This is a genomic window from Halomonas halophila (assembly GCF_030406665.1).
In the GTDB taxonomy this organism is placed as follows: domain Bacteria; phylum Pseudomonadota; class Gammaproteobacteria; order Pseudomonadales; family Halomonadaceae; genus Halomonas; species Halomonas halophila.
Genome location: NZ_CP129121.1, coordinates 3,382,193 through 3,408,104, shown reverse-complemented (window position 1 = coordinate 3,408,104; position 25,912 = coordinate 3,382,193). Strand labels below are relative to the sequence as shown.

Annotated in this window: 27 protein-coding genes and 1 pseudogene; 4 read left to right on the top strand and 24 right to left on the bottom strand. The window is 69.4% G+C overall.

The genetic code is table 11. The features are described from left to right. Window positions 1–51: 51 nt before the first annotated feature. Window positions 52–936, top strand: coding sequence for a LysR substrate-binding domain-containing protein (locus tag QWG60_RS16060; RefSeq protein WP_046078806.1), 885 nt, complete (start codon window positions 52–54; stop codon window positions 934–936). Between the two features lie 257 nt (window positions 937–1,193). Here the strand turns inward: QWG60_RS16060 and QWG60_RS16055 are convergent, their stop codons facing one another. The 7 genes from QWG60_RS16055 to QWG60_RS16025 form a co-directional block, all read right to left on the bottom strand. Continuing rightward, window positions 1,194–2,108: an AEC family transporter gene (locus tag QWG60_RS16055; RefSeq protein WP_046078805.1), complete on the bottom strand. Its 915-nt coding sequence runs from the start codon at window positions 2,106–2,108 to the stop codon at window positions 1,194–1,196. Between the two features lie 122 nt (window positions 2,109–2,230). After that, window positions 2,231–2,929, bottom strand: a complete 699-nt coding sequence (locus tag QWG60_RS16050; protein ID WP_146909391.1) for an FKBP-type peptidyl-prolyl cis-trans isomerase — start codon at window positions 2,927–2,929, stop codon at window positions 2,231–2,233. Window positions 2,930–3,061: 132 nt separating this feature from the next. Beyond that, a complete protein-coding gene (locus QWG60_RS16045; protein WP_035595181.1) occupies window positions 3,062–3,505 on the bottom strand; it encodes a universal stress protein in 444 nt (147 codons plus the stop codon). A 24-nt stretch (window positions 3,506–3,529) separates the two neighbouring features. Continuing rightward, window positions 3,530–4,816: a TRAP transporter large permease gene (locus tag QWG60_RS16040; protein ID WP_146909389.1), complete on the bottom strand. Its 1,287-nt coding sequence runs from the start codon at window positions 4,814–4,816 to the stop codon at window positions 3,530–3,532. Window positions 4,817–4,844: 28 nt separating this feature from the next. Continuing rightward, window positions 4,845–5,423, bottom strand: a complete 579-nt coding sequence (locus tag QWG60_RS16035) for a TRAP transporter small permease (protein WP_046078802.1) — start codon at window positions 5,421–5,423, stop codon at window positions 4,845–4,847. Window positions 5,424–5,605: 182 nt separating this feature from the next. Beyond that, a complete protein-coding gene (locus QWG60_RS16030; protein ID WP_046078801.1) occupies window positions 5,606–6,628 on the bottom strand; it encodes a TRAP transporter substrate-binding protein in 1,023 nt (340 codons plus the stop codon). A 101-nt stretch (window positions 6,629–6,729) separates the two neighbouring features. After that, window positions 6,730–7,245: a TIGR02444 family protein gene (locus QWG60_RS16025; protein ID WP_146909386.1), complete on the bottom strand. Its 516-nt coding sequence runs from the start codon at window positions 7,243–7,245 to the stop codon at window positions 6,730–6,732. A 50-nt stretch (window positions 7,246–7,295) separates the two neighbouring features. Between QWG60_RS16025 and QWG60_RS16020 the strand changes: the two genes are divergently transcribed. Beyond that, window positions 7,296–9,242 (top strand): ABC-F family ATP-binding cassette domain-containing protein, encoded by a 1,947-nt coding sequence (locus tag QWG60_RS16020; protein WP_146909384.1) that lies wholly within the window; start codon window positions 7,296–7,298, stop codon window positions 9,240–9,242. A 9-nt stretch (window positions 9,243–9,251) separates the two neighbouring features. On the opposite strand, the gene dtd is transcribed toward QWG60_RS16020, so the two are convergent. The 4 genes from dtd to thiD form a co-directional block, all read right to left on the bottom strand. Beyond that, window positions 9,252–9,689, bottom strand: coding sequence for a D-aminoacyl-tRNA deacylase (gene dtd / locus QWG60_RS16015; RefSeq protein ID WP_046078799.1), 438 nt, complete (start codon window positions 9,687–9,689; stop codon window positions 9,252–9,254). A gap of 65 nt (window positions 9,690–9,754) precedes the next feature. Further along, on the bottom strand, window positions 9,755–10,333 hold the full coding sequence (locus tag QWG60_RS16010; RefSeq protein ID WP_035595050.1) for a chalcone isomerase family protein: 579 nt from the start codon (window positions 10,331–10,333) through the stop codon (window positions 9,755–9,757). A gap of 88 nt (window positions 10,334–10,421) precedes the next feature. After that, entirely contained in the window at window positions 10,422–11,267 is an 846-nt protein-coding gene (locus QWG60_RS16005; protein WP_107182175.1) for a universal stress protein, read from the bottom strand. A 99-nt stretch (window positions 11,268–11,366) separates the two neighbouring features. After that, window positions 11,367–12,188 (bottom strand): bifunctional hydroxymethylpyrimidine kinase/phosphomethylpyrimidine kinase, encoded by an 822-nt coding sequence (gene thiD / locus QWG60_RS16000; protein ID WP_035595052.1) that lies wholly within the window; start codon window positions 12,186–12,188, stop codon window positions 11,367–11,369. 62 nt (window positions 12,189–12,250) lie between these two features. Here thiD and QWG60_RS15995 point away from each other — a divergent pair, with 62 nt between their 5' ends. Further along, on the top strand, window positions 12,251–12,682 hold the full coding sequence (locus tag QWG60_RS15995; protein ID WP_046078796.1) for a YqaA family protein: 432 nt from the start codon (window positions 12,251–12,253) through the stop codon (window positions 12,680–12,682). Between the two features lie 299 nt (window positions 12,683–12,981). Here QWG60_RS15995 and QWG60_RS15990 read toward each other — a convergent pair whose 3' ends face one another. The 6 genes from QWG60_RS15990 to QWG60_RS15965 form a co-directional block, all read right to left on the bottom strand. Further along, window positions 12,982–14,085: a TRAP transporter substrate-binding protein gene (locus QWG60_RS15990; protein WP_046078795.1), complete on the bottom strand. Its 1,104-nt coding sequence runs from the start codon at window positions 14,083–14,085 to the stop codon at window positions 12,982–12,984. Between the two features lie 180 nt (window positions 14,086–14,265). Beyond that, window positions 14,266–15,669, bottom strand: coding sequence for a TRAP transporter large permease (locus tag QWG60_RS15985; protein WP_046078794.1), 1,404 nt, complete (start codon window positions 15,667–15,669; stop codon window positions 14,266–14,268). After that, complete coding sequence (locus tag QWG60_RS15980; RefSeq protein ID WP_035595067.1) at window positions 15,669–16,229, bottom strand: TRAP transporter small permease subunit; 561 nt, start codon at window positions 16,227–16,229, stop codon at window positions 15,669–15,671. The genes QWG60_RS15985 and QWG60_RS15980 overlap by 1 nt, the downstream gene beginning before the upstream one ends. 142 nt (window positions 16,230–16,371) lie before the next feature. Then, window positions 16,372–17,178, bottom strand: a complete 807-nt coding sequence (locus tag QWG60_RS15975; RefSeq protein ID WP_107182173.1) for an endonuclease/exonuclease/phosphatase family protein — start codon at window positions 17,176–17,178, stop codon at window positions 16,372–16,374. A 1-nt stretch (window position 17,179) separates the two neighbouring features. Further along, window positions 17,180–17,809: a thiol:disulfide interchange protein DsbA/DsbL gene (locus tag QWG60_RS15970; RefSeq protein WP_035595074.1), complete on the bottom strand. Its 630-nt coding sequence runs from the start codon at window positions 17,807–17,809 to the stop codon at window positions 17,180–17,182. 123 nt (window positions 17,810–17,932) lie between these two features. Then, a complete protein-coding gene (locus QWG60_RS15965; RefSeq protein WP_046078793.1) occupies window positions 17,933–18,553 on the bottom strand; it encodes a c-type cytochrome in 621 nt (206 codons plus the stop codon). 178 nt (window positions 18,554–18,731) lie between these two features. Between QWG60_RS15965 and yihA the strand changes: the two genes are divergently transcribed. Next, window positions 18,732–19,346 carry a ribosome biogenesis GTP-binding protein YihA/YsxC gene (gene yihA, locus QWG60_RS15960; protein ID WP_046078792.1) on the top strand — a complete coding sequence of 205 codons (615 nt, stop codon included), beginning with the start codon at window positions 18,732–18,734 and terminating at the stop codon, window positions 19,344–19,346. Window positions 19,347–19,541: 195 nt separating this feature from the next. Here the strand turns inward: yihA and QWG60_RS15955 are convergent, their stop codons facing one another. The 7 genes and pseudogenes from QWG60_RS15955 to argH all read right to left on the bottom strand — a co-directional run bounded on the left by QWG60_RS15955 (window position 19,542) and on the right by argH (window position 25,770). Beyond that, complete coding sequence (locus tag QWG60_RS15955; protein WP_146909381.1) at window positions 19,542–20,327, bottom strand: HAD family hydrolase; 786 nt, start codon at window positions 20,325–20,327, stop codon at window positions 19,542–19,544. Beyond that, on the bottom strand, window positions 20,324–21,244 hold the full coding sequence (locus QWG60_RS15950; RefSeq protein WP_046078790.1) for a tyrosine recombinase XerC: 921 nt from the start codon (window positions 21,242–21,244) through the stop codon (window positions 20,324–20,326). Before QWG60_RS15950 ends, QWG60_RS15955 begins: the two co-directional genes overlap by 4 nt. Next, window positions 21,237–21,956 (bottom strand): DUF484 family protein, encoded by a 720-nt coding sequence (locus tag QWG60_RS15945; RefSeq protein WP_146909379.1) that lies wholly within the window; start codon window positions 21,954–21,956, stop codon window positions 21,237–21,239. Before QWG60_RS15945 ends, QWG60_RS15950 begins: the two co-directional genes overlap by 8 nt. A 43-nt stretch (window positions 21,957–21,999) precedes the next feature. After that, entirely contained in the window at window positions 22,000–22,833 is an 834-nt protein-coding gene (dapF, locus tag QWG60_RS15940; protein WP_046079329.1) for a diaminopimelate epimerase, read from the bottom strand. Further along, window positions 22,833–24,113: a diaminopimelate decarboxylase gene (gene lysA, locus QWG60_RS15935; RefSeq protein WP_107182169.1), complete on the bottom strand. Its 1,281-nt coding sequence runs from the start codon at window positions 24,111–24,113 to the stop codon at window positions 22,833–22,835. Before lysA ends, dapF begins: the two co-directional genes overlap by 1 nt. Window positions 24,114–24,214: 101 nt before the next feature. Beyond that, a pseudogene (gene lptM / locus QWG60_RS16840) lies at window positions 24,215–24,334 on the bottom strand (LPS translocon maturation chaperone LptM); the annotation flags it as partial. Beyond that, a complete protein-coding gene (gene argH / locus QWG60_RS15925; RefSeq protein ID WP_035599857.1) occupies window positions 24,334–25,770 on the bottom strand; it encodes an argininosuccinate lyase in 1,437 nt (478 codons plus the stop codon). The pseudogene lptM and the gene argH, both read right to left, overlap by 1 nt. Window positions 25,771–25,912: the final 142 nt, after the last annotated feature.

Genomic DNA, 25,912 nt, shown 5'->3' with positions numbered 1-25,912 from the left:
CGCCGGCTAATGTCTTCAGTGAATCGCAACTTTTTTCAGTGAGTGTTCAGTATGGTTGAAGTCTCTTCCCAGACCCTGGACCTGGAGGCGCTGCGCAGCTTCGTGGCGGTGGCGCGGCTGGGCTCGCTGGCCGCGGCGGCCGAGCAGCGCCACCGCACCGTCAGTGCCCTGAGCATGCAGATCAAGCGCCTCGAGACGCGCCTGGAGGCCCGGCTGCTGGTGCGCGGTGCCCGGGGCATGACGCTCACCGCCAGCGGCGAGGCGCTGCTCGGCGAGGCCCGGGAGCTGCTGCGCCATCACGACGGCCTGGTGGCTCGGATCAGCGGCCGCGGCCTGTCCGGCCGGGTCAGCTTCGGTATGCCCGAGGACTACGCCAGCCGCCTGGTCGGGCGCCTGCTGCCGGACTTCCTGGCCCGCCATCCTGACGTGGTGCTGGAGGCCGTGACCGCGACCAGCGGCGAGCTGGCCCGCCGCCTGGAGCGGGGCCAGCTGTCGCTGGTCGTGGCGCTGGACCGTCCTCATCGACTCAGCGGCGGTGAGCCGCTGTGGCGTACCTCGCCGGTATGGGCCGGCGCCCGGGACCTGGCGCTGGCGCCGGAGGCCCCGTTGCCGCTGGCGCTGCATCCGGTGGACTGTCCCTACCGCCAGCTCGGCATCGAGGCCCTGGAGGCCGGCGGGCGCCCCTGGCATGCGGTCTTCACCAGTACCAGCATCCATGCGCTGGAGACTGCCGTGGAGGCGGGGCTGGCGGTGAGCATCCTGGAGCGTGATCGCCTGACGCCGGCCATGCGCGAGCTGGGTGAGGCCGAGGGCCTGCCGCGGCTGGCGGACTGCCAGGCCGAGCTGCATTACGGGCGAGGCGTCAATGCGGCCTCCTGGCCGGCGGTGGAGGCGCTGGGAGAGATGATCAAGGCGCGCCTGGGCCAGCGGAGCTGACGCACGCGTGCGGTGAGGGCACGTCATGGTGCCGCGGGCGCTCGGAGCCAGTGCGGAAAGGTCGCGCGCAAAAGAAAGCCGCCCTGGGCGGGGCGGCGAAAGACCGTGACTAGCAATGAGGAGGAGAATCCCCCGCGGAGGACTGGCAGGGCCCCGCGGGTCTGACACGCACCTCGGCGATGCCATGAATGAAAGGTAAATCATTCTCATTTGATGCGTCAAGCGTAACGAGAATATTTTTTATTTGATGTCGCTGGCTAGGCGATCAGGCGCAGCCACAGCGGCAGGCTCAGCATGGCCAGCAGGGTCTGGACGGTAATCAACGCGGCCATCAATTCGGCGTCGCCGCCCAGCTGTCGCGACAGGATATAGGCCGAGGTGGCGGTGGGCAGGGCGGCGAAGAGCAGCGCCACGTCGCGGCTCACCGCGTCCAGGCCGAGCAGGGTGGTCAGCCCCAGCACCAGGGCCGGCAGCAGCGCCAGCTTGATCAGGGTGGCGGTCCAGAGGCCGCCGTCCCGGCGCAGCACCGCCTGGGGGCGGAGCGCCACGCCCACCGCCACCAGGCCCAGCGGCAGCGCCGCCCGGCCGAGCAGGGCCACCGCGTCGTGGCTCCAGCCGGGCAGGCCGATCCCCGAGAGGTTGAGCCCCGCCCCGGCCAGGCAGGCCAGGATCAGCGGGTTGCGGGCCAGGGCCCGGAGGCTGGCGCCCACGCCGCCCTTGCCCAGGGTGCCGGCAGCGAGGAAGGTCAGCACGCACAGTACGTTGACCAGTGGAACCATCAGCGCCACGGCGACCGCCGCCACGGTGGCGCCGGCCGGGCCGTGCAGGGCGGCGGCGCCGGCCACGCCCACGTAGGTGTTGAAGCGCAGCGCGCCCTGGAAGACCGAGGTGAAGGCCGGCATGCCGAGCCCCAGCCGCGGCCGCAGCGTCCACAGGCCGACGGCCAGCAGCAGCAGGCCACCGAGCAGCACCAGGGCGAGGCGGGCGACCGGCACCGCGCGGATGTCGGCCTCGGCCAGGGTGGCCACCAGCATCGCCGGGAACAGCAGGTAGTAGATCAGGCCCTCGAGGCGCGACCAGAAGTCGCCGCCGGGCCAGGGACCACGGCCCAGCAGGGCGCCGAGCAGGATCAGCAGGAACAGGGGCCCGAGGGCGCCGATGATGCTTTCCATGACGATGCCATTCCCTGGTCGAGAGGTGAGCGCGGCGTGTCAGGCCGCCCAACGCAAGGCGGCCGGCCCCGAGGGAGGCCGGCCGCCGGTCGCGCCATCGAGGCGCGCTCGCCGTGGGGCGATCAGCCTTCGGCGTTGTCCGGGTTCACGTCGAGCAGCTCGACCTTGAACACCAGGGTCTCGTTGGGGCCGATCGGGCCCTGGCCGCGGCTGCCATAGCCGAGTTCGGCCGGGATCACGACTTCCCAGGTGTCGCCGACGCTCATCAGCTTCAGGGCTTCCTGCCAGCCTTCGATGACCTGGCCGACCTGGAAGCTGACCGGCTCGCCGCGCTCGTAGGAGCTGTCGAAGACGGTGCCGTCGATCAGCTGGCCTTCGTAGTTGACCTTGACGGTGTCGCCGTCGCTGGGCGAGGCGCCGTCGCCGGATTCGATCTCGCGATACTGCAGGCCGGAGGCGGTGACGTTCACGTCGTCCTTCTCGGCGTTTTCGGCCTGATAGGCCTCGCCGGCGGCCTGGTTCTCCTCGGCCAGCTGCTGGGCCTCGGCGGCGCGCTGCTGCATGGCCTGCTGCTGGAAGGCCTGCATGGTGGCGTTCATCTCGTCCTCGGTCATCTCCAGCTCGTTGTCGTCGAAGACATCGCGAACGGCCTGGGTGAAGGCGTCGACATCGAGATCGGAGACGTCCTGCTGGATGCTCTTGCCCAGGGTCACGCCGAGGCTGTAGCCGAGCTTCTCGCCGTCGGTCTCGGGGGCGGCCAGTGCCAGCGGGGCAGCGGTCAGCAGCGCCGTCAGGGATGCGGTGGTCAGCAGTCGCTTCATGAAAATGCCTTGTACTCCGGCGCCTTGGCGCCATCGGTGAATGGGGTTCTTGGGACTCTAACAGGGCCGGATCGGTTCCGCACCCGTCTCGACGGCGCGGAAACCGACCCGGCAGGAGGCGCGCCGGCGGCCCTAGACCACGAGGGTTGGGCAGTGGGCCGAGCCCGCCACCCGCTGCGACACGCTGCCCAGCAGCAGACCCTTGTCGCCGTTGGTGCCCTGGGCGCCGATCACGATCAGGTCGCAGTCGCGCTTGCGGGCGAAGCGCACGATGGTGCGCGAGGGGCGGCCCCCCTTGACGAAGGCACGCACCCTGTCGGCGGGCACGCCGAGCTCGGCGGCGTGCGCCTTGGCCTGCACGGCGATCTCGGTGGCGTACTCCTTGAGGGCATCGTCGGGGATGTCGAGCTTCTCGGGCCTGATCATGGACAGCGAGGCCTCGAGCAGGCTGTGATGCTTGAACACGCACAGCAGGTAGAGTTCGGCGCCGGTGAGCCGCTGCAGCGCGACGGCCTTGTCCAGTGCCTTGATGGCGCCCTTGGAGCCATCCACCGGTACCATGATCCGCTTGAACATCATGAGCTCTCCTTTGGGTCCCGGTCAGCCGCTGAAGGCCAGGTCGCGCAGGAACAGGGCGATCTGCGGGAACATGATCAGCAGGGCGGCGGCGAGGACCAGCAGGAACACGAACGGCGGCGTGCCCTTGATGACGTCCAGGTAGGGCCGCTTGAAGATCGCGATGGCGGTGAAGATGTCGCAGCCGAAGGGTGGCGTCGCCGAGCCGATGGCCACCTGCAGGGTGATCAGGATGCCGACCAGCACCGGGTCCAGGCCGGTGGCCTCGATGGCGGGGGCGAAGATCGGCGTCAGCACCAGGATCACCACGATGGGGTCGACGAACATGCAGGCCACGAAGAAGGCGATGCAGATCGCGATCAGCACCCCGGTGGGGCCGGCCTCGTTGATGCCCACCGCCTCGAGGATCGCCTGGGGAATCTGGGCGAAGGAGATGATCCAGGAGAAGCCGTTGCCGACGGCGACCAGGATGAACACCACGGCGGTGATCAGGCCGGTGGACTTGGCGATGGCGTAGATGTCATTGATCTTGAGCGAGCGGAACACCACGAACTCGAGCAGGATGGCATACAGCACGCAGGCCGCGGCGGCCTCGGTGGGGCTGAAGATACCGCCATAGATGCCGCCGACGATGATCACCGGGAAGCCCAGCGGCCACAGCGCCATGCGTACCGCGCCCAGGCGTTCGCCCCAGCCGGCCTTGGGCTCGGTGGGCACCTTGCGGATCACGGCGTAGGCCACGCAGTAGGCGGAGAACATGGCGAGAATCAGCAGGCCGGGCCCGATGCCGGCGATGAACAGCTCGCCGATGGAGGTGCCGGAGATCACCCCGTAGATGATCATGCCGATGCTGGGCGGAATCAGGAAGGCGATGTCGCTGGCGTTGATGATCAGCGCCAGGGTGAAGGAGTCCGAGTAGCCGGCCTTGAGCATCCGCGGGCGCAGGGGCGAGCCCACCGCCACCACGGTGGCCTGGGTGGAGCCGGAGACGGCGCCGAACAGGGTGCAGGAGGCCGCGGTGCTGACCGCCAGACCGCCCTTCACGTGGCCGATGAAGGACATCACCATGTTGATCAGGCGCTCCGCCGACTGGCCGCGGGTCATGATGTCGGCGGCGAGGATGAACATCGGCACCGCGATCAGCGAGGCCGGCCGGATGCCGGCCATCATCTGCTGGATCAGCGTCTCCATCTGGCCCAGGCCGTTGAACATCATGAAGAAGCCGATCACCGCCGCGGTGATCAGCGGGATCATCATCGGAAAGCCCAGCAGCAGCAGGGCGATCATGGTCACCACCATTATTGTCGTCATCGTGCGTTCCCCCGGGTCGTGCCCATCATCAGACTTCCGTTTCCGTATCCTTGTACCCGTCGAGCACCGAGGTCGACAGGTAGACGTCGCGGGACGTCATGTTCTTGATGGCGGTGAGCAGGTACTGGATGCCGGTGATCAGAAAGCCCAGCGGCACCCAGACGTAGATGATCCAGATAGGGAAGCCGAGCGCCGGCAGGATGCGGCCCTTGTCGTGCAGGTCGAGGATGTAGAGCACCGAGAAATAGAGCAGGAAGAACATCACCAGGGAGGTGAACAGCGAGATCGCGATCATCAGCGCGCGGCGCCCGCCCACCGGCAGGGCATCGTAGATCGCCGACATGCGGATGTGCCGGCCGTGGCGCGCCGCATAGCCGATGCCGGCGAAGGTGATCATGATGATCAGGATGCGGTTGATCTCGCCGGAGAAGAAGATGCTCTCGCCGAAGACGAAGCGGCCGATGACGTTGGCGATGGTGTTGGCGGCCATCAGCAGCACGCCGAGGGCGAGGATCACCGCCTCGACCTTGCTGATGAAGGTGTCGATGACGCCGAGAAAGCCCGGCAGTCCGGAACGATAGTGCTTTTCGGAATCTTCGTCGGTCATGGGCGTAATTCCCTGGAATCGTGGCGAACGGCATGACGCGCGAGCGACATCCCTATGGAGCAGCGTAACGGCTGGAGGCCATGCCATAGGCCCCGCGGATCAACGTTGGTTGAACGTTGCCCGGGCGGAAACAAAACGGGGGCAGCCAGGCTGCCCCCATCGTGCCGGTCGGGTGATCGCGATCACTCCTCGGCTTGCTGCACGGCCTCGAGGTCGGCCTTGAACTGCTCGAGCAGCGCGGCGCCGTCCTCGCCGGTCATCTCGAGGAAGGCGTCCTCGACCTGGGGCGCGCGCTCCTTGAAGGTGGCGATCTGCTCGTCGTTCAGGCGCGTCACGGTGCACTCGTCGCAGGCTTCCATGATCTTGTCGAGCGAGTCCTCGGCGAGGCCCTGGATGTGCTCGATGGTGTGGTCATAGGCCGCGTCGGTGGCGTCCTGCACCAGCTGCTTGTCCTCGTCGGACAGGCCTTCGTAGAAGTCCTGGTTGGCCATCATGGCGGTGGTGAACCAGCCGTGACCGGTGAAGGTCAGGTTCGGAGACACCTCGTAGAGGCCGCCGGACTCGATCCAGAAGATCGGGTTCTCCTGGCCGTCGATGATGCCGGTCTGCAGGCCGCCGTACACCTCGCCCCAGGGCAGCGGGGTCGGGGTGGCGCCGAAGGCGTTGTAGGTCTCGGCGAGCAGCGGATTGGTCATCACCCGGATCTTCTTGTTGTCGAAGTCCGCGGGCTCGGTGATCGGCTCGTCGGCGGTGACCACCATTTCCCCCTCGGGGAACATCTGCAGCAGCTTCAGGCCGTGCTCGGCGTAGAGCTCGGGGAACATCTCGTTGATGGCCTTGCTCTCGTCGAAGAACTCGAGCACGGTGTCCATGTCGGTCGGCATCAGATACGGAATGAAGAAAATCTGGGCCGCCGGGATCAGGGCGCCGGTGAAGCCGGGGGACTGGTCCACGAACTGCAGGATGCCGTTCTGGGTCTGCTCCATGATGTCGTCGGACTCGCCGAGCTCACCGAAGCGATAGACTTGCACGTTGTGGTCGGAATTCTCCTCCACGTAGCGCTTGAATTCCTGGGCGAAGACGTCCTGTACGTCGCCCTCGTACTCCTCGTGAGCGTAGCGCCAGTTGTCCGAGAAGGCGGACGTCGACATGCCCAGCATCAGGGCACCGATGCCCGCGGTGGCCAGCAGCTTTTGTGACTTCATTGATGCGCTTCCTCTGCAGGTTCTGCCAGCAACATCACGATGATATTGCTAACGAAAAGAACGTTTTGTTTTTGCAGTGTTTGTTCAGGCTAGTGGGGCGATCATGAAGGGTCAAGTTGGTCATTCAACCTTCCTAGCGCCGCAAGATGAGACGGTTTTGTCAGTCGGGAATAAAAAGGCAGTGCATCTCGCAGGTCATCACTGGGTGATAGAGGCCGATGAGTGGCGTTGTCGTCGAGGCTATGCGCTTCCAGCCGCGCCAGGGCCTCACGCTCGGCGTCGAGCTCGCAGGCCTTGATCCGCTGGCGCAGCGAGGCGACGCTCTCGCGCTCGGCGGCCTCGGCCTTGAGCGAGCGGCGCAGCCGGCGCAGCGGCGCGGTCACCTCGGCCTGCCAGCGGGCCACCGCATCGGGCATCGGGCCGGCGGCCAGCCCGTGGCGGAACAGCCACAGCCGCCACAGCAGCTCGATCACCTCGACGCCAGCGTCGTCCTGCAGGTGCAGGCAGGCGGCTTCCGCGCCGGGGCGGGCGTAGAGCGCCAGGGCGACGTCCCATAGCGGATCGGCGGCGAGCCGGGCCCGCAGAGCGGCCGGCAATTCGGTAGAATCGGGCGTCATGATTCGGCTGTCGTCACGGCGGCGGCCCTATGCCTTCCTGTGGAGCCTTCATGATTGCACTGCGCCAAGTTTCCCTGCAACGCGGCACCCAAGCGCTGCTCGAGGACGCCGACCTGACCCTGCACGCCGGCCACAAGGCGGGCATCGTCGGGCCCAACGGCGCCGGCAAGTCGAGCCTGTTCGGCCTGCTGCGCGGCGAGTTCGCCCCCGATCGCGGCGAGCTCGAGATGAGCGGCGGCCAGCGCATCGCCCACATGGCCCAGGAGGTCGAGGCCCTCGACCGCAGCATCCAGGACTACGTGCTCGACGGCGACCGGGCCCTGCGCGAGGCGGAAGCCGCGCTGGCCAGGGCCCAGCACAAGGGCGACGCCCACCGCGAGGCGGAGCTGCACGGCACCATCGAGGCGCTGGACGGCTACAGCGCCCCGGCCCGGGCCGCCCAGCTGCTGGTCGGGCTCGACTTCGACCAGGGCGACCTCGCGCGGCCGCTGTCGGACTTCTCCGGCGGCTGGCGGATGCGCGTGAACCTGGCGCGCACCCTGTTCATGCCCTCCGACCTGCTGCTGCTCGACGAGCCCACCAACCACCTGGACCTCGACGCCCTGCTGTGGCTCGAGCAGTGGCTGACCCGCTATCCGGGCACCCTGCTGCTGATCTCCCACGACCGCGACTTCCTGGACGCCGTGTGCGATCACATCGTGCACTTCGATCGCCGCTCGCTGGTGCTGTATCGCGGCAACTACTCCACCTTCGAGCGCACCCGTGCCGAGAAGCTGGCCCTGCAGCAGGCCGAGGCGGCCAAGCAGCAGGCGCGCAAGGAGGAGATCGAGCGCTTCGTGGCCCGCTTCCGCTACAAGGCCACCAAGGCCCGCCAGGCCCAGAGCCGGCTGAAGATGCTCGAGCGCATGGGCGAGATCGCCGTGGCCCACGTCGATTCGCCCTTCCACTTCACGCTGCCGTCCGCCGACCGCACCTCGCACCCGCTGCTGGTGCTGGACGAGGCGCGGCTCGGCTATCGCGGCGAGGGCGGCGAGACCGTCCAGCTCGAGGGCGTCGACATGACCCTGCAGCCGGGGCAGCGCATCGGCCTGCTCGGCCCCAACGGCGCCGGCAAGTCGACGCTGATCAAGTCGCTGACCGGCGAGCTGCCGCTGCTCGGCGGGCGTCGGGTGCCCGGCGAGCACCTGGCCATCGGCTACTTCGCCCAGCATCAGCTCGAGGGGCTCGACCTCTCGGCCACGCCCTTCATCCACGTGCAGCGGCTGTCGCCGCGGGCCGCGGATCTGGACATCCGCAACTTCCTGGGCGGCTTCGGCTTCAAGGGCGACGACGCCTTCGCCGAGGTGGGGCGCTTCTCCGGCGGCGAGAAGGCGCGGCTGGCGCTGGCGCTGGTGGCCTGGCAGAAGCCCAACCTGCTGCTGCTCGACGAGCCGACCAACCACCTGGACCTGGAGATGCGCGAGGCGCTCACCGAGGCGCTGGCCAGCTTCGAGGGCACGGTGATCGTGGTCTCCCACGATCGCCACCTGCTGCGCGCCACCGTGGACGAGTTCTGGCGGGTCGCCGACCACCGGGTCACGCCCTTCGACGGCGACCTCGACGACTATCGCGCCTGGCTCAAGACGCGGCTCGAGAACGAGCGCCGCGAGGCCCGGGCCCAGAAGGTCGAGCGTCAGGAGGCCGCCGAGGCGCCGAAGGAGGATCGCAAGGCCGCGCGTCGCGCCGCCGCCGAGCTGCGCGAGAAGCTGCGCCCGCTCAAGCGCGAGCGCGATCGCGCCGAGCGCGAGATGGAGAAGGTGCAGGCCTCGCTCGGCAAGGTGGAGGACGCCCTGGGCGACGCCGAGCTCTACACCGACGAGGCGCGCAAGGACGAACTCTCCCAGCGGCTCGCCGAGCAGGCCGAGCTGGCGTCGCGGCTCGGCGAGCTGGAGCAGGCCTGGCTGGCGGCGGAGGAATCGCTGGAGGCGATGGAAGCGGAGCTGCGCGAGGCGACCTGAGGCGCCGGTTCAGCTCTCGAGCAGGAAGGTCACCGGACCGTCGTTGACCAGCGCCACCTGCATGTCGGCGCCGAACTCGCCGGTGGCGACCTTCGGCCAGGCGGCCCGGGCGCGCTCGACCAGCGCCTCGAACAGCCGCTGGCCCTCGGCGGGCGGCGCGGCGCTGGAGAAGCCAGGGCGCAGCCCCTTGCGGGTGTCGGCGGCCAGGGTGAACTGCGACACCAGCAGCAGGCTGCCCTCGGCCTGCTGCAGGTTGAGGTTCATCTTGCCGTCCGGGTCGGAAAACACCCGGTAGTGCAGCAGCTTGTGCAGCAGCCGCTCGACGCTCTGCTCGTCATCCCCCTTCTCGACGCCGATCAGCGCCAGCAGGCCGTGGTCGATGGCGCCGGTCTCGCGGTCGTCGACGGTGACGCTGGCGTGGCGAACGCGCTGGATCAGGGCTTTCATGGTGCCTTCCTTCTTCTTCCCGCCCTCGGCGGCTGGCAAAAGCCGGCAGCCTAGCACGCCGGCGGTCAGCGCCCCAGCAGGTCGTCCCGGAAGCCGTCGCCCAGCGGCGCCTCGCCGAGCCAGATGCCGAACAGGGCATCGGCCAGCGCCGGCTCTGGCCGCGCATAGAGCGACTCGCCGTTCAGGGCCAGGCTCAGGGTCTCGCCGTCCCAGGTCAGGGCGTAGCGGTCGCCCGGCGAGACGTCGCGGTAGCGGGCGTTGAAGGCCGACAGCGCCGGCTCGAGCGATCGGAAGTCGGCCGCGCCGAGCTGGTCGCGGAGGGTATCGCGGGTGACCTCGGCGAAGTCGCCGGCCTCGATGGCGTGGAAGTACTCGAGTTCCAGGCGCCGCGGCACGTTGCCCGACTGGGGCGCGGGCCGTGGAAAGCCTTCGGCCTGGTAGTAGGCGCCGGCGTAGGCGTCCCAGATCATGTAGCGGAACAGCCCGTGGCCGATCATCCGGAAGGGGCGCCCATCGACCTGCTGGACGGCGGCGAAGCGGGCGTTCTTGACCACCACCTCCGCGCCGGCGGGCATGGCGGCAAGGCCCGTGGCCAGCGCCAGGGCAAACATGAGGGCGGCGAAGGGCAGGCGCAGCATCGGCATGAAGACATCCTCCAGAGTGGCTGTCGCTCATACCGACACCGCTCTTCTGTAATGGTTCTGTATAACTATGGCCCTTCGCGTGAGGCCGTTACCAGCTGCGGCACAGCATGACGTCGCAGTGCGGCTCGGCCAGGAGTCGCTCGGTGATCTGGCTCTGGCGGCCGAGCTGGCCGCGGCTGCCCAGCGCCAGCAGCTGGGGCGGCTGGCGGCGCAGGCGAGTCAGCAGCACGTCCAGCGGGTCGCCCTGTTCGAGCTCCAGCTCCACTTCGGGCACGCGCTCCAATTCGCCCATCAGCTGCTCGGTCTCCTGCTCCAGGTGGCGGCGCAGCGTGGCGACCTCACGGTCGCGCCAGCGGGCGTAGTCGCTCGACGAGCCCAGCTCCCGCTCGCCGGGGATGTTCCAGGCGTGCAGCAGGGTCAGCCGGCTCTCGGGGAAGCGCTTGAGGGTCTCGCGCAGGGTGCGGCGGCAGGTCAGCGAGAAGTCGACCGGCACCAGGATGTCCTGCCACGACTGGGTGGCGGGGTGGCTCACCGAGAGCACCGGACAGGGCGCGCCGCGTAGCACTCGGGCCAGGGTGGTGCCGGTGACCAGGTCCGGCTGGCCGCGCTTGCGGTGGGCGCCGAGGATGATCATGTCGGCCTCGCGCTCGTGGGCCTCGCGGATGATCTCGGCGTAGGGCGCGCCGGCCACGGTCTGGATCAGGTTGGCCGGCTCGGCGAGGGCGTAATCCTCGCGGATGTCGGTGAGGGTGGCGGCGATGTCCGCCACCACGGCTTCCTCGAGGTCGTGCAGGACCCGCCGGGGCAGGTAGGGGTCGAGCACGTGGACGACGTCGAGCCGGGCGCCGGTCTCGTTCGCCAGCCGGATGGCGCGGGCGAAGGCGGCGCGGTTCTCGGCGGAGAGATCGCAGGCGAACAGCAGGGTGCGGGACATGGCACAACCCTCGTACGGCCGGAAGATGACCGTTTCAGGATGGGTGGCTGCCGCCGCCCCTGCAAGCTGGGTTTTTCGGTACTGCCCGGTTGCGCCTCGTTACCACAGGGCGTGGAAGTGATGCACCGGCCCGCGGCCCTGGCCCACCGTCAGCTGCGGGCTGGCATCGAGGGCGGCATGCAGCCAGCGCTTGGCCTCGCCGATGGCGCCGACGATGGCGTCGCCGTCGGCGCCGGGCGGGAGATGCGCGAGCTGCGCGGCGATGGCCGAGGACAGCGCACAGCCGGTGCCGTGCAGGTTCTCGGTGGCGATGCGCGGCGCCGGCAGCCACTGGCTGCGTTCGGGCGTGGCCAGCAGGTCGGGGCAGGTCGCGCCGCTCAGGTGGCCGCCCTTGAGCAGCACGTAGGGCGCCTCGAGGGCCTGCAGGGCGGGCAGCATGGCCTCCATGGCGTCCGGGCTGCGCGGCGTCTCGGCGTCGAGCAGCACCGCGGCCTCGGGCAGGTTGGGCGTGATGACATCGGCCAGCGGCACCAGCACGTCGCGCACCGCGGCGATGCCGGCGGCGTCGACCAGGATGTCGCCGCTCTTGGCCACCATCACCGGGTCGAGTACGATCCAGCGCGGGCGGCGGCGGCCGAGCACCTCGGCCAGTGTCTCGGCCACGGCTCGGTCGGCGACCATGCCGATCTTCACCGCGTCGATGCGCACGTCGTCGAGCAGGTTCTCGAGCTGCTCGCCGATCACCGTCGCCGGCACCGGGTGGACGGCGGCCACGCCCCGGGTGTTCTGGGCGATCACCGCGGTGATGACGTTGGTGGCGTAGGTGCCCAGCGCCGAGAGCGTCTTGAGGTCGCCCTGCAGGCCCGCGCCGCCGGAGGGGTCGGAGCCGGCGATGGTAAGCGTATGGGGAATGGAGGACATCGTATGTCGTCTCGTGGCGTGAATCCGGCGCCTAGCATACGCCAGCGGCCGGGCAGGCGGCCATGCTGAGCCTCTTTATGATCGCCCTGGCCAGTGCCACCCTGCTGCCGGGCGGCTCCGAGGCATGGCTGGCCCGGCAGTGGTGCCAGGGCGGGGCGCTGCCGGCGCTGTGGGCGGCGGCAACCGCGGGCAACGTGCTGGGCAGCCTGATCAACGTGGCGCTGGGCCGCTATGCCCGGCACTTTCAGGATCGCCGCTGGTTCCCGGTCTCGCCGCGGGGCCTGGCGCGGGCGGAGCGCGGCTACCGGCGCTTCGGCGAGGCCAGCCTGCTGCTCTCGTGGGCGCCGGTGATCGGCGATCCGCTGACCGTGCTGGCAGGCATCTTCCGACTGCCCTGGTGGCGGGCCACGCTGTGGATCCTGGTCGCCAAGGGCGGGCGCTATGCGCTGGTGCTGGCGATGGCCGAGGCCTGGCTGGCGTCCTACTGCGGATAGTCTGGACCCTTCAAACGCAGCAGGGCCGCCCGAAGGCCGCCCTGCTGGGAAGAGGTGTCATCAGGACGGGCGCCGGGGACAGGTCGTAGAGGGGGTTTTTGCCATGGGTGAGGCGAGCCTCGCCGAACGGGCTGGCCACGGATGGCCAGCACCGGTCTTGCAAGCGAAGCAGGATGCGAGAGCGTCGCAGGGCAAAAGTTAGCGCCCATGGACGGGTTTACAGCGCCCCTCGCAGACCTGTCGCCGGATCAGCCCGTCTGATGCGCCCGGTCGCCGTGATGGTGACCGGGCCGGCGGCCTTACTCCGCGCTGGTGGTGTCGCCTTCCGGGTTGCGGGCGTTGTAGTAGGCCTGCTCGGAGATGGCGTGGTAGTTCTCCACCTTCTCCTGGAAGGCACGGTAGGACTCGTAGATCTTGCCGGCCATCTCGCTGGACTCGGCCAGCTCGGCGACCACGTCCGCGGAGTGCTCCTTGGCCTGGGCCAGCACGTCGTCCGGCAGACGGCGAAGCTCGACGTCGTGCTCGTTGATCAGCGTCTCCAGGGCGTCGTTGTTGCGGGCGGTGTACTCGTCCAGCACGTCGGCGTTCACGTCGCGGATGGCGGTGCGCAGGATCGCCTGGAGATCATCCGGCAGCGATGCCATGGCCTCGTCGTTGACGATCGCCTCGAACATCACGGTCGGCTCGTGCCAGCCCGGATAGTAGTAGTAGTCCGCGGCCTGGTGGAGGCCGAAGGCCAGGTCGTTGTAGGGGCCGATCCACTCGGTGGCATCGATGGCGCCGGACTGCAGCGAGGTGAAGATCTCGCCGCCGGGCATGTTGACGATCGCCACGCCCATGCGGTTCATGACCTCGCCGCCCAGGCCCGGCATGCGCATCTTCAGGCCGTCGAGATCGTCGACCGAGTTGATCTCCTCGTTGTACCAGCCGCCCATCTGCACGCCGGAGGCACCGGCGGCCATGACGTCGACCCCGAACGGCTCGTAGAGCTCGTTCCACAGCTCCAGGCCGCCGCCGTAGTGCAGCCAGGCGTTCATCTCCTGGGCGTTCATGCCGAACGGCACGGCGGCGAAGAACTGGGCCGCCGGCGCCTTGCCCTTCCAGTAGTAGGAGGCGGAGTGGCCCAGCTCGGCGGTACCCTCGGACACGGCGTCGAAGACCTCGAAACCCGGCACCAGCTGGCCGGCGCCGAACACCTCGATGGTCAGCCGGCCGTCGGACATCTGGTCGACCAGCTCGGCGAGGCGCTCGGGGCCCTGGCCGACGCCGGGGAAGTTCTTCGGCCAGGAGGTCACCATCTTCCACTCGAAGGTCTCCTGGGCCTGAGCCTGGGCTCCGACGAGCAGTAGGCCGGTGGCGGCACCGGCGAGGGTAATGGCGTTGGCGAGTGACGTGCGTTGCATGCTTGCTCCCTAGATCTGTTGTGGCGTTGTTGAACCGGGGATTCCGGCAGGGCAGGGCTTGCACAAGGCTCGGCCGGGCCGAGCCGTCGTGGGAAGGACGGTGAGTCGCTTCCGACACTGTAGTCGTCGGCGCCCGCGTCTCGTCCACGGGGCGCCAACGCTGCGCTGGGGCCGGTGCCGCTAGAACTGCTGCGGCAACCAGGTGGCCAGCTGCGGGAAGAACGACAGCGCGATGAGCATCGCCAGCTGCAGGGCGATGAACGGCATCACGCCGCGGTAGATGGCCGAGGTCGGCACCGAATCCGGGGCCACCCCGCGCAGGTAGAACAGCGCGAAGCCGAACGGCGGCGTCAGGAACGAGGTCTGCAGGTTGATGGCGATCATGATGCCCAGCCACACCGGGTCGAGGCCCATGGCCAGCAGGATCGGGCCGACGATCGGCACCACCACGAAGGTGATCTCGATGAAGTCGAGGATGAAGCCGAGCAGGAAGATCACCAGCATCACGATGATGGTGGCGCCGACCACGCCGCCGGGCATGCTCTCGAACAGGTGGGTGACCAGCTCCTCGCCGCCGTAGGCGCGGAACACCAGCGAGAACAGCGCCGCGCCGATCAGGATCAGGAACACCATGGTGGTGACGTCCACGGTGGAGCGCAGCACCTCCTTGAGGGTGGCCATGTCCAGGCGGCGATAGGCCAGGGCCAGCACCAGCGCGCCGAAGGCGCCAACCGCGGAGGCCTCGGTGGGCGTGGCGAAACCGCCGAGGATCGAGCCCAGCACCACCACGATCAGCACGATCGGCGGCACCAGCCCCTTGAGCAGCAGCAGGCCGAGGCCGCCCTGGTGGCCGAGCTCCTCCATCAGGTCGCGGCGATCGACGGCCGGGGCGGAGGCGGGCTTGATCCAGGCGGTCACGGCGACGTAGACGATATACAGCCCCACCAGGATCAGGCCGGGCACCAGCGCGCCCATGAACAGGTCACCCACCGAGACGGTCTTGGGACTGAAGATGCCCATCGACAGCTGGGCCTGCTGGTAGGCGGAGGACAGCACGTCGCCCAGCAGCACCAGGGCGATGGAAGGCGGGATGATCTGGCCCAGGGTGCCGGTGGCGCAGATGGTGCCGGTGGCCAGCGGCATGCTGTAGCCGCGCTTGAGCATGGTCGGCAGCGACATCAGGCCCATGGTGACCACGGTGGCGCCGACGATGCCGGTGGAGGCGGCCAGCAGCATGCCGACCACGGTCACCGAGATGCCGAGGCCGCCGCGCAGCGAGCCGAACAGCAACGCCATGGCCTCGAGCAGCGTCTCCGCGACCCGGGATTTCTCCAGCAGCACCCCCATCAGCACGAACAGCGGCACCGCCAGCAGCGTCTGGTTGCTCATGATGCCGTAGAGGCGGTTGGGGAAGGCGGCCAGGTAGCCGCCGTCGAAGTTGGCGTCGACGCCCAGCGCCTCGAGGCCGAAGCCCAGGCCGGCGAAGGCCAGGGCGGTGCCGGCCAGCGACAGGGCGACCGGGTAGCCGAACATCAGGACGGTGCAGATCACGGCGAACAGCACCAGTGGCATGAACTCCAGCATCACAGGTGCTCCTCGTGGTGGTCGGGGACGTCGGCCTCGGGATCGATGCGGCCGATCAGGATCAGCAGGTTACGCGAGGCCTCGACCAGGCCCTGCAGGATCATCAGCCCGGCGAACACCGGGATCAGGGTCTTGAGCAGGAAGATGCCGGGGATGCCGCCGGTGTCCGGCGAGGTCTCGAGGATCGCCCAGGACTTGCTGACGTAGCCCAGGCTGGACAGGATCACGAAGGTCATGAAGGGCAGCAGCAGGAACAGCGTGCCCAGCAGATCGACCAGCGCCTTGCGCTTCGCCGTCATGGCCCGATAGAAGATGTCCACCCGTACGTGGCCGCCGTGGCGCAGAGTGTAGCCGGCGGCCAGCATGAACACCGTGGCGTGCATGTACATCACCGATTCCTGCATGGGGATGCTGTTGATGCTGAAGGCATAGCGCAGCACCACGATCAGGAACTGGACCAGCATCATCAGCAGGATCAGCCAGGACAGGCCGCGGCCGAGCCACTCGGAGAAGCGGTCGAGCCGGGCCAGGAGGCTCGGGAGCTCGTGGGTGGAAGGCATGGGCGATCGCTCGAGGTTGCAAGGATGTCGAGATATTAGCGCCGTGCGTTGAAACGGCCCAGCCGACTATACGGGAATTGGTCAACGCCTGTCAGAAGGCCGGGTGGGACATTGGTCTTACCCCTGTCCCGATGCCGGGGCGCTAGGCGCGGCCCAGGCTGGTGCGGCAGGCGTCGGGCAGCTGGATCTCGATCGCCACCGGCAGGTGGTCGGAGAACAGGTGCTCCAGCACCTCGACCCGGTCGGCCTCCAGGGAGTCGGAGAGCAGGATGTGATCCAGGGCGCGGCGGGGCTGCCAGGAGGGATAGCTCAGCGGTGGGCGCACCGGATGCAGCGGCAGGGCCTCGCGGAAGCGCGAATGGGCGTGGATCTGGTCCGGCGTGCAGTTGAGGTCGCCCATCACCACCACGTGGCGCAGGGGCTGGATCAGCTCGCTGAGGTAGTCGAGCTGGCGCACGCGGCCGCGATGGCTCAGTGCCAGGTGGGCGACGAACACGTGCAGGGCGTCGGGGCCGTCGCCGAAGCGGGCGTGGATGGCGCCGCGGCCGGGCAGGGTGCCGGGCAGGCGGTGCTCCTCGATGCGCGCCGGGGTCAGCTTCGACAGCAGGCCGTTGCTGTGCTGGGCCACGCGACCCAGGTTGCGGTTCAGCTGCTGGTAGTGGTGGGGGAAGCCGGCGTGGCTGGCCAGGTATTCGACCTGATTGACGTGGCCGGAACGGAAGCTGCCGCCGTCCACCTCCTGCAGGCCGACGATGTCGAAGCCGCCGAGCACCTCGCCCATGGCGTCGAGGCGCTCGCCGCGGCGGGGGTGGGGCAGCAGGTGCTGCCAGCCCCGGGTCAGGTAGTGATGGTAGGCCGAGGTCTGGATGCCCACCTGCAGGTTGAAGGTCAGCAGCTTCAGGGGCTTCCCCTGCAGGGCCAGGCCCCTGTCCTCGGCCGGATGGGTCATGTTATTCGGCCCGCTCCTCGCGCACCTGGTCGACCAGGGCGCCGGCGATCTGCGGCATGTTGTCGAGGCTGCCGGCGGTGCTCGGGCTGACCACGAAGCGGCCGTCGACGATCAGCGCCGGCACGCCCATCAGCTTCATGCTGCGCATCCGCGCATGGGCGCGGTTGACCTGGGACTTCACGCCGAAGGCGTCCAGGGCGTCGAGGGCCTCGTCCTCGCTGACCCCGTACTGGCTGAAGAAGGCCGCGATGTCCTCGCTGTCGGTCAGCTGGGCGCCCTGCTCGTGGATGGCGTCGAAGAAATCGCTGTGCATCTGCTGCTGAATGCCCAGCTGCTGCGCCGCATAGAAGGCGGTGGCGTGGCGGTTCCAGGCGCCGCCCATGGTGGCCGGCATGCGCTGGAACTCGACGTCCTCGGGCAGTTCGTCGACCCAGGCGTTGAGGCTGTCTTCCAGGGCGTAACAGTGCGGGCAGCCGTACCAGAAGGCCTCGGTGACCTCGATCTTGCCGTCGGCGACCTGGGTCTGGACCGGCTCGTCGAGCACGGTGTAGTCCTGGCCGGCGACCGGCGCGGCGGAGGCGAAAGTGGACAGGCCGAGGCCGGCCACGGCGACCATCAGTGACTTGAGCATTCGGGGAGTCTCTCCTTGATATGACGTGTGCCTGGCGCCGTCGTTCGAGAACGGCGTTCGCGACCTTGGAGTCGCCGCCGGGCCAGGGGTTCCCTGGCGCCGGCGGTCTCGACGCGGCCAGGCTCAGTGCAGCCCGTGCACGTAGTTGGCGACCGCCTCCATGTCGCGCTCGCTCATCTTGGCCGCGATGTCGCGCATGATAGCGCTTGGATCGTTGGCGCGCTCGCCGGCGGCGAAGGCCTGCAGGGTGGTGACGACATAGTCGCGCTGCTGGCCCGAGAGGGCCGGGTAGCCGGCGCTGCCGATGCCCGCGCCGGTCGGGGTGTGGCAGGCCGCGCAGGCCGGCAGGCCTTTCTCCATGTCGCCGGCGCGGTACAGCTCGCGGCCGCGCTCGACCAGGGCGGGATCGGGGTCGGCCTGGCCCAGCGCCGGCTCCATGCCGGCATAGTAGGCGGCCACGTCCCAGGCGTCCTGATCGGAGAAACCGTCCACCTGGCCAACCATCTGCGGCACCTGGCGGTTGCCATCGCGGATGTCCATGATCTGCTTGGCCAGATAGGAGGCCTGCTGGCCTGCCAGGTTGGGAAAGGCCGGGGTGATGCCGATACCGTCCTGGCCGTGGCAGGCGGCGCAGGCCGCGGCCTTGTCGCGACCCGCGGCGGCGTCGGCGTCGGCCAGGGACGCGGCATGGGTGGCGCCGGAGGCGCCCAGGGTAATGGCCAGGCTTGCCAGAAGCTTTCTCATCGCGAATCCACACTGCCGTTTTGGAGTGGAGCGGGCGGGGTCGCCTGTCGCTGGCGTTGGGTGCACGGTGTATACTGCCGCCCCCGGCCGCAGACAAAATCGACTGCAGTATAAAAGGAACACCGGAATCGCGGAAATGCAACCCGCGACGCCCTTGATCGACGTCAGGAACCCCGCCATGTCGCGCCTCAATTATCAGGCAGCCAGCTTCATCACCAGTGCGCCGACGCTGGCGAAATGTCCCGCCGATGCCGGGGCCGAGGTCGCCTTCGCCGGCCGTTCCAACGCCGGCAAGTCCAGCGCCATCAACGCCCTGACGCGCCAGAAGGCGCTGGCGCGCACCTCCAAGACCCCGGGCCGTACTCAGCTGATCAATTTCTTCTCGCTGGACGAGGGCGACGAGCATCGCCTGGTCGACCTGCCGGGCTACGGCTATGCCAAGGTCCCCGAGCAGGTGAAGCTGGAGTGGCAGCGTCACCTCTCCGACTACCTGCGCCGGCGTGCCTCGCTGCGGGGGCTGGTGCTGCTGATGGACGTGCGCCATCCGCTCACCGAGTTCGACCAGACCCTGCTCGGCTGGGCCGACGAGGCCGACATGCCGGTGCATATCCTGCTGACCAAGGCCGACAAGCTGAAGCGTGGCGCTGCCAAGAACGCCCTGCAGCAGGTGCGCTCGCGGCTGCGCGAGTGGGAGGATCTGGTGACCGTGCAGCTGTTCTCGTCGCTCAAGAAGGACGGCATCGAGGAGGTGCATCAGCGCCTCGACGACTGGCTCTTGGCCGAACCCCGGTAAAAACGGACTGCGCTCGGCCAGGCGGCGTTAACCGCCGCCTTAGAATGCTCATTGACTGCTCGTAAACTCCGCTTCTGCGGCGTCGGTTGCCTTGACCCACAGGGAGGTGGGAAATGCGTATGTCCGCCGGGAGCGGACATAGCCCTGGCCGTCGCTCGCCGCGTTTTTCCTCGGGGTTCCCATTTCCCACGCGGATCACGCTCGCCCCAGCCTCTCCAGCAGCGCCGGCAGCTCGCGGATATGCGAGAGCCGGTGCACGCCGGCGGGCATCGCCTCGCCGTGGGGCGTGTCGCCGGCGATCCAGGCCGCCTGCATGCCCAGCCGCACCGCCGGCAGGATGTCCTCCTGCCAGGAATCGCCGATATGCATCGCCCGCTCGGGCGTGGTGCCGAGCTTGGCCAGCGTCATCAGGAAGCAGCGCGGGTCCGGCTTGGGGGCGTGCATCTCGCCGGCGGCGATCGAGACCTCGAAGTGGCGCGACAGCTCGAGCCGGTGGAAGGCCAGGTTGCCGTTGGTGATCGAGGCCAGCCGGTAGCGGCTGCGCAGGTCCTCGAGCATCGGCTCCACCTCCGGATAGGGCGAGACGCGCAGGCGCAGGTGATGGAAGTGTTCCATGGCCGCCAGCGCCCACATCCAGGCCGCCGAGCGCGGCAGGCCGAATTCCTCCAGCAGTGCACACAGCGCCTGCTCGCGAATCCAGGTGAAGTCGCCACGCCGCAGCGGATGGCGCTCAGCCAGCTCGCGCCGGCGGCGCTGGTAGGCCTCGATCGGCTGCCGCTCGGCGAAGCGGCCCAGGGCGTGCTCGCCGCGTTCGGCGAGCCAGGCGGCGAGAGACTCGTCGAGCCAGGCGTAGTGGCCGTCCTCGGTGAGGGCCATCACGCCCTGGTTGTCCCACAGGGTGTCGTCGAGATCGAAGGTCAGGGCCTGTAGCGGGCGCTGGCCGGGGTGGTGGCCGGGGTGGTGGAGAGGGCGTCGGGTCATGGGGAAGTGTCGCTGTCGTCGGGGCGGCGTCGCGCCCGGGGATGTGCGGCGTCGTACCCGGTGGCCAGATGCTGCCAGTCCAGCCGGGTGTAGACCTGAGTGGTAGACAGGTGGGCATGGCCCAGGAGTTCCTGGACCGCGCGCAGGTCCTGGCTGGATTCGAGCAGGTGGCTGGCGAAGGAATGGCGCAGGCGGTGCGGATGCAGGTGCTCGTCCAGGCCGCGTCGCCGCGCCAGCTGGGCCAGGCGCTGCTGGATCGCCCGATGGCCGAGGCGACGGCCGCGGGCGCCGACGAACAGCGCGCTCTCGCCGTCGCCCGCCAGGGCGCCGCGCACGCTTAGCCAGGCGTCCAGGGCCTGGCGGGCGCGTCCGCCCACCGGCACCTGACGCGGCTTGCCGCCCTTGCCCAGCACCCGCACCCGCTGGGGCTGAAGGTCGCTCAGGTCCAGCGCCGCCAGTTCGGCCAGGCGTAGCCCGCTGGAGTAGAACAGCTCGAGCATGGCCTGGTCACGCACCGCCAGCGGCGAGCCGTCGTGGGGCGTGTCGAGGAAGCGCGCGAGGGCGTCCACGTCCACTGGGCGCGGCAGGTCCTTGGGCGCCTTGGGCGTGCGCACCAGTTCAGTCGGGTTGTGGGCCAGCCGGCCGTCGCGGCGCAGCCATTCGGCGAAGCGCGCCACGGCGGCACGGCGGCGGGCCAGGCTGCGCGGTGCCAGGCCGCGGGCCCGCTCGCCGCCGAGGAAGCGCCGCATCAGGGCCACGTCCAGCGCGCCGCCGTCGTCCACGCCCTGGGCGTCGAGGAAGTCGGTCAGCGCCGCCAGGTCCTGCCGGTAGGCGCTCACCGTGGCCGGGCTCGCGGTGCGGGCGAGCTCGGCGAGGCAGGCCTCGACCTGACGCGCCAGCAGGGTGTCGTCAGCCATGGCGGGCGGGTGCCAGCCGCACCAGCAGGCGGGCGACCACGTCACCGACGTACTCGGTGAACAGGGTGTCCATGCTGGCGCGGAAGTGGTCCGGGGCGGGGCTGGCCAGCACCAGGTAGCCCATGGGCTCGCCCAGTGTCAGCCGCGCCAGGGCGCAGGAGCCGGCCTGTTCGGGCGCCGGCGCATGGGGCAGCAGGCGCTTCCAGTCGCCGGGCGTGAGCCGTACACAGCGGCTGGTGCGGCCGTCGAGCAGCGCATTGAGGCGCCGGGTCGCGTGATCGTCGAGCACCTGGCGGGGGGCCTGGGGCGGGGTCGGCTCGTCGTCGGTGAGCGAGGCCGGGCACCACAGCGCCAGCGCCGGGGTCTGGAAGCGTTCGCTGAACTGGGTCGCCAGCGCCTGGCCGAGGGCGTCGCCGTCCTCGGCCTCGAGCAGCGCCAGCACCAGCTCGCGGGTGCGCCGGTACTGGGCCTCGTTGTGGCGGGCCGACTCGAGCAGCTGCTCGAGCCGGTTTTCGGCCTGCTCGGCGCGGCCGCGCAGGTCGTGCACCAGGCGTTCCAGCAGGGAGGTGGCGCCCCGGGCCTCGGGATGCGGCACCCGGAGCTGCTGCAGCAGGCCCTCGCGGCCGACGAAGAAGTCCGGATGGCGGGCCAGCCACTGGGCGACGACGTCGGGGTCCAGGGTCTTGCGCGGCTCGGGGGCGGCTTGGCTCATGGGCGATCTCTCCTCTGCGTTGGGCGCGCGGTGTTGTCGGTCTTTATGCCAGGGGCACGCGTCCCTCGAAGACCCGCGTGGCGGGTCCGGTCATGGTCAGGTGGGCGTCGTCGCCGGACCAGGCGATCTCCAGGTCGCCGCCGGGCAGGTGCACGGTGACCGGGCTCTCGAGCCAGCCCAGGCGGATGCCGGTGGCCACCGCGGCGCAGGCGCCGGTGCCGCAGGCCAGGGTCTCGCCGCTGCCGCGCTCGTACACCCTCAGCCTGATGTCATGCGGCGACACGACCTGCATGAAGCCGGCGTTGACCCGTTTCGGGAAGCGCGGGTGATGCTCGATGAGCGGGCCCAGGCGCTCCACCGGGGCGCCGTCGACGTCGTCCACCCGCAGCACCGCGTGAGGATTGCCCATTGATACCACGCCGACCTCGAGGGTCTCGCCCTCGACGGTGAGCGCGTGTCGCGGGCGATCCTCGTCGGCCTCGAAGGGCAGCGCCTCGGGGGTGAAGCGCGGGGTGCCCATGTCGACGCGCACCCGCTCGTCCTCCTCGACCACCAGGGTCAGGGGGCCGCCGGCGGTCTCGACGCGGATCTCGTGCTTGTGGGTCAGGCGCTGGTCACGCACGAAGCGGGCGAAGCAGCGGGCACCGTTGCCGCAGTTCTCCACCTCGCTGCCGTCGGCGTTGTAGATCCGGTAGCGGAAGTCCATGTCGGGGTCGCGCGGCGGCTCGACCACCAGCAGCTGGTCGAAGCCGATGCCGAAGCGGCGGTCGGCCAGGGCGCGGATCTGTTCGTCGCGCAGCCGCGCCCGCTGGCTGATCAGGTCGACCACCATGAAGTCGTTGCCCAGCCCGTGCATCTTGGTGAACTGCAGCAGCATCAAGGCGTCTCCGCGCTGTCGTCCGGCAGCACCGCTTCGCCGGCCCACAGGTCCTCGAGGCGCTCGCGGCGGCGCACCAGGTGGGCGCGATCGCCGTCGACCATGACCTCGGCCGGGCGCGGGCGGCTGTTGTAGTTGGAGGCCATGACGAAGCCGTAGGCGCCGGCGGAGCGCACCGCCAGCAGGTCGCCCGGGGCGATGGCCAGCTCGCGGTCCTTGCCGAGGAAGTCGCCGGTCTCGCACACCGGGCCGACCACGTCGTAGGTGTCGCTGGCGCGCTCGCCGGTGGTGTCGACCGCCAGGATCGCCTGCCAGGCCTGGTACAGCGAGGGCCGGATCAGGTCGTTCATGGCCGCGTCGACGATGGCGAAGTTCTTGGTCTCGCCGGGCTTGAGGAACTCGACGCGGGTCAGCAGCACGCCGGCATTGGCGGCGATCGAGCGGCCCGGCTCGAACAGCAGGGTCAGGCGCTCGCTGCCCGGCCAGCACGACAGCCGCTCGAGCAGCGCGGAGGCGTAGTCGAACGGCTGCGGCGGGCGCTCGTCCTGGTAGGTCACGCCGAGGCCGCCTCCAAGGTCCAGATGCTCGATCTCGATGCCGTCCTCGCGCAGCTTCTCGAGCAGCACCAGCAGGCGATCGAGGGCGTCGAGGAAGGGCGTGGTGTCGGTGAGCTGGGAGCCGATGTGGCAGTCCAGCCCGGCCACCCGGACGTGTTCCATGGCGGCGGCCTGGCGGTAGACCTCGTAGGCCTCGTCCACCGGGATGCCGAACTTGTTGTCCTTGAGCCCGGTGGAGATGTAGGGGTGGGTGCCGGCGTCGACGTCGGGATTGACCCGCAGCGAGACCGGGGCGACCTTGTCCATGCCCCGAGCCACGGCCTCGAGGCGCTCAAGCTCGGCCCGCGACTCGACGTTGAAGCACTTGATGCCCACCGACAGCGCGCGCTCGAGCTCGTTCTCCTCCTTGGCCACGCCGGAGAACACGATCCTGGCCGGATCGCCGCCGGCCACCAGCACCCGCTCCAGCTCGCCCACCGAGACGATGTCGAAGCCGGCACCGAGCCGCGCCAGCAGGTTGAGCACCGCCAGGTTGGAGTTGGCCTTCACCGCGTAGCAGATCAGGTGCGGGTGGCTGCCCAGGGCCTCGGTGTAGGCGCGGAAGTGACGCGCCAGGGTGGCCTTGGAATAGACGTAGCAGGGCGTGCCGAATTCCTCGGCCAGGCGCGGCAGGGCCACGTCTTCCGCGTGGAGCACGCCGTCGCGATATTCGAAATGGTCCATCAGTCTTCCTCGGCGCTGCGTGTGTCGTCGGCGTTGGCGTCGTCGCCCTGGGCATCGTCGTTGCCTTGGGCGTCGTCCTGCGGGTCATTCTGGGGCGCGTAGCGCTCCGCGGCGGCCTCGTCGCCGGGCAGGTAGAGCGGGCCCTTCTGGCCGCAGCCGGCCAGCAGGGCGAGCGTCAGCAGGGCGAGCGTCAGCAGGGCGAGGGGAGCGAGGCGGCGCATCAGCCCTCGCCTCCCCGGGTGTCGGCAGCGGTCAGCGCGGCCAGGGCCTCGCGGGCCCGCTGGGCGGCGGCGCGTACCTGGTCCGGGGCGGTGCCGCCGATGTGATTGCGGGCGGCCACCGAGCCCTCGAGGGTCAGCACCTCGAACACGTCCTGCTCGATGACGTCGGAGAACTGGCGCAGCTCCTCGAGGCTCATGTCGGAGAGGTCCTTGCCCTCTCGCAGTCCGTAGGCCACGGACTGGCCGACGATCTCGTGGGCGTCGCGGAAGGCCACGCCGCGGCACACCAGGTAGTCCGCCAGGTCGGTGGCGGTGGAGAAGCCCTTGCGCGCGGCCTCGCGCATGCTGTCGGCCTTGGCCTCGATGGCCGGCACCATGTCGGCGAACGCCTTGAGGCAGTCCTGCACGGTGGTCACGGCGTCGAACAGCGGCTCCTTGTCCTCCTGGTTATCCTTGTTGTAGGCCAGTGGCTGGGACTTCATCAGCGTCAGCATGCCCATCAGGTGGCCGTAGACGCGGCCGGTCTTGCCGCGCACCAGCTCGGGCACGTCCGGGTTCTTCTTCTGCGGCATGATCGAGGAGCCGGTGCAGAAGCGGTCGGGCAGGTCGATGAAGTCGAACTGGGCGCTGGTCCACAGCACCAGTTCCTCGCTCATGCGCGACAGGTGCATCAGCAGGGTGCTGGCGAAGGCGGTGAACTCGATGGCGAAGTCGCGGTCGCTGACGGCGTCGAGGCTGTTCTCGGCGGGGCGGTCGAAGCCCAGCAGCTCGGCGGTCACGTGGCGGTCGATCGGGTAGGTGGTGCCGGCCAGGGCGGCGGCGCCCAGCGGCAGCACGTTGACCCGCTTGCGGCAGTCGAGCAGGCGTTCGTGGTCGCGGGCGAGCATCTCCTGCCAGGCCAGCAGATGGTGGCCGAAGGTCACCGGCTGCGCGGTCTGCAGGTGGGTGAAGCCGGGCATGATGGTGTCGGCCTCGCGGTCGGCCAGCGCGATCAGTCCCTGGCGCAGGCGGGCGAGTTCGGCGGCCACGGTATCGATCTCGTCGCGCAGGAACAGGCGGATGTCGGTGGCCACCTGATCGTTGCGCGAACGGCCGGTGTGCAGCTTCTTGCCGGTGATGCCGATCTTGTCGGTGAGCCGCGCCTCGATGTTCATGTGCACGTCCTCGAGGTCCACCGACCACTCGAAGGTGCCGGCCTCGATCTCCGCCTGGACCTCGTCGAGGCCTGCCAGGATGGCGTCGCGCTCGTCCTCGGTGAGCACCCCGACCCGTGCCAGCATGGTGGCGTGGGCGCGCGAGCCCTGGATGTCGTGGTGGGCCAGACGCTGGTCGAAGCCGACCGAGGCGGTGAAGCGGGCGACGAAGGCGTCGGTGGGCTCGCTGAAGCGGCCGCCCCAGGACTGGTTGGTGCTATCGTTCGTCGGGGTTTGGCTCATCGGGCTGGCATCCTGCATGACGGTAAGAGGGAGGCGGCGAGCGGCGGGCCGTGCCGGCTTGACATGGCGGAAAGTGTACCAGAGTCCGCGGGTCAGGCGAGGGGGGCGGGCGCTTCCCCGGCCGTCGCCCCGGCGCCCCGCG